This is a genomic window from Corallococcus sp. 4LFB, from assembly GCF_046520365.1.
Taxonomy (GTDB): Bacteria; Myxococcota; Myxococcia; order Myxococcales; family Myxococcaceae; genus Corallococcus; species Corallococcus caeni.
In genome coordinates this window covers 1-3,122 of record NZ_JBKGHJ010000725.1, presented here as the reverse complement: position 1 = coordinate 3,122, position 3,122 = coordinate 1, and the positions used below count along the sequence as shown (strand labels likewise).

2 protein-coding genes are annotated in these 3,122 nt (G+C 73.0%); one reads left to right on the top strand and one right to left on the bottom strand.

The genetic code is table 11. The features are described 5' to 3' along the window. The coding region (locus tag ACLEQD_RS40170; protein ID WP_410391229.1) for a protein kinase domain-containing protein at positions 1-2,052 on the bottom strand (2,052 nt) is incomplete at its 3' end. Between the two features lie 340 nt (positions 2,053-2,392). Between ACLEQD_RS40170 and ACLEQD_RS40165 the strand changes: the two genes are divergently transcribed. Beyond that, positions 2,393-3,122: serine protease (locus ACLEQD_RS40165; protein WP_410391228.1), on the top strand; the 730-nt coding region annotated here is incomplete at its 3' end.

Here is a 3,122-nt window from a genome sequence, read left to right as displayed (position 1 = left end):
CCCCGGCGGGAGCGTCTGGAGCCGCCGCCGCCACCGGCCGTGGTGCGCCCGGCGCTCCGCCTCCGGCGAGCTGTCGTAGACGGCCTGGTGCACGGTGTCGTGCGTGAAGACGTAGCGCCCCTCCACGTCCTGGAGGAACTGCCGCTCCACGATGCCGTCCAGCACGGCGAACAGCTCCGCCTCCGGCAGGCCCGACAGCGCGCGCACCAGCGGCAGGTCCAGCATGCGGCCCGCGGGCGCCAGCTTGCGCAGGAGCGACACCTGCTCCGGCGGCGCGTTGGCCAGGCGCACCAGCACCGCCTCCTGGATGCTGTCCGGGAGCCTGCGCGTGCCCAGCCCCTCCTCCGCCTCCCACCGCCCGCTCACGCGCTTGAGCGCGCCCGCCTCCACCAGCATGCGCAGGCACTCCGTGGCGAAGAAGGCGTTGCCGCCGGTGGTCGCGTGCAGCCGCTGCACGAAGCCCTCCGGCACGTCCAGGCCCGGCAGCACCAGCTCCACCAGCTTGGCCACGTGCTCGGCGGACAGCGGCTCCAGGTCCACGCGGGACGTGAGCTTCTCATCCACCGTCTGGAACGCGAGGCTCAGGCGCGACAGCTCCTGGGAGCGGAACGTGCCCACCACCATGCCGCGCGTGCCGTGCAGCGCGCGGATGAGGACGTTGAGCGCCTCCAGCGACGCGCTGTCCGCCCACTGCAGGTCCTCGAAGCACAGCACGAAGGACTGCCGCCCCCCCAGCGTGCGCGTCCACTCCGACAGCGCCTCGAAGAAGGCGGTCTTCTCATCGGAGCCGTCGCGCGGCAGCTGTTCGTGCAGCTCGCCGTCGAACACCTCCGACGACAAGAGGCGCGCGAGCGGGGCCTTCACCCGGTCCATCAGCTCCGCGGGCGTGTGCGGCACCAGGCAGCGCAGGGCCTGCGCCACCGGCGCCAGCGGCGACAGCCCCTCCGCGCGGCACTGGCCCCGGCCGAAGGGCAGCTCCGCCAGCTTCGCCTGGAGCTCGAACTCCTGGAGCAGCCGCGTCTTGCCCACGCCCGCGGGCCCGCCCACGAGCACCGCGCGCGACTGGCCCCAGTCCGCCTCCGCCAGGCCGTTCATCAGCCCCTCCAGCTCCGCCTCGCGCCCCACCACCTCCGGCACGTGCAGGTAGCTGGCGCGCGCGGACAGCGACTCCTCCGGCACGGGCTCGCCGCTGGCCTGGCAGAGCGCCTCCAGCAACTCGCCCGCGTCCTGGAAGCGCTCGCGCGGGTCCTTCGCCATCAGCAGGAGGATGATCTCCTCCAGCTGCGGATCCACCGGGCAGATGGTGGACGGGCGCGGCGCCGGGCGCGTCAGGTGGTCCGCGAGCAGCACCGCGGGGCTCGCGCGCTTGAAGGGCAGCTTGCGCGTGGCCAGGTACCAGGCCATCACGCCCAGCGAGTACAGGTCCGCGCGGCCGTCGATGCTCGCGCCCCGCTGCCACTCCGGCGCCAGGTACTCCAGCGTGCCCTTGAGCTTGCCGGGGCTGGGCGTGCCCAGCTGGTGCATCACGCCGAAGTCCATCAGCTTCACCGCGCCGGACTCGGTGATGCGCACGTTGCTGGCCTTGATGTCGCAGTGCACGTACAGGCGCGAGTGGATGAACGCCAGCACCTGCGCCATTTGAATCAACACGCGATACAGCGTGCGCGTGTCCAGCGGCGCGTCCCGCACCAGCGAGCTCAGGTCGTTGCCGCCCACGACCTCCATGGTGATGAAGCGGTTGCCGGCCTCCGTCATGCCCCAGTCAAAAACTTTGAGCGTGGACGGGTGCTGCAGCTTCTTCATCGCGAAGAACTCGTGCCGGAACAGCAGCACCAGCTCCTCCACCTTCGCGGCGGACAGCTCCGCGGGGACGTGCATCTCCTTGAGCGCCACGCGGCGGCGCTCCTGCAGGTCGTCCGCCAGCCAGATGCGGCCCATGCCGCCCTCACCCAGCAGCGACTCCACGCGGTAGCGCCCGGTGACGATGACGCCTGGCACCAGCGAGCGCCGCTCGCCCACGCCCGAGCCCGGCAACGTGATGGGCGTACGCATCCGCTCCCCCCACGTGCTCGGAGGGCGGGTGCGCTCATCCAGTACCGTTGTCTTCTCGTCGTCGCTCACGCGCCAAAGGGCTGGCCCGTTCAGGCCAGGGTCCAGAATCCAGACGTCGGAGGAATACCACGTTTCAGTGACACCGCCTCCGGGACATCCGAGCAGGTGCCCCTCTGTCCCCCGGTCCCTGTCTCACCGTCTTGCTGGCCCCCCCTGCGCCCGGCCAGCCCGGACGCCTGCTGGGGAGCCGCTTCCACCCCGGTGCCCGGGCCCCCACCCGGACGCATGCGCACCCTTCCTCCAGGCCGTGGGCCCGTCGCTCGCGGGAGGAGGAGGCGGCATGCGCGCATGGAAGTGGGGCGGCGCCACGGTGGCGCTCGCGTCCGTGACGGCCTGGATGGCCTGCGGCCAGTCGGGGACGGGAGCCGCGGAGGGAATCCAGAAGGCGGAAGCAGCAACGGTGACGCTGGGCGACGGCCACTGCGCGGGCGTGGTGGTGGGCCAGGGCCGCCATGTCCTCACCGCGGCCCACTGCGTCGCGCCGGACGCGGGCCGCGAGCGGACGAACTTCGAGGACGGCCGCCAGCTGTGGGGCCGCTACGTGTTCGTGGATCGCGGCCGGGACATGGCGGTGCTGGAGCTGGAGGCGAAGGCGCCGGTGGCCCCGCTGGAGGTGGCCGAGGGGCTGCCCATCCCCGGCGCGGTGCTCGTCTTCACCGGACGCCACGACCGGCCCGGCGAGCCGCAGCGGGTCATGGTGGAGCGCTGGGGCCGCTGTCCGTCGCTGCCGGACGTGCCCACCGCCCTCTTCACCACGATGCACGGCGTCCCCGGAGACTCCGGCGCGCCGCTGGTGGACGAGCAGCAGCGCGTGGTGGGCCTGGTGCATGGCGGCGCGCGGTGCAGCATCGCCGCGCCCACCGGAGCCGTGGCGCCGGAGGTCCAACGCCTGTCGCGAGAGGACGCGCCACGTGCGCGGCCGGCCGCGGGGCAGTCGATCACCCCGCGCCACGGTGAGCCCCGTGCTCGCGCACCGAACGCAGTCACGGTGTCGATCGGCGTCCGTGCCG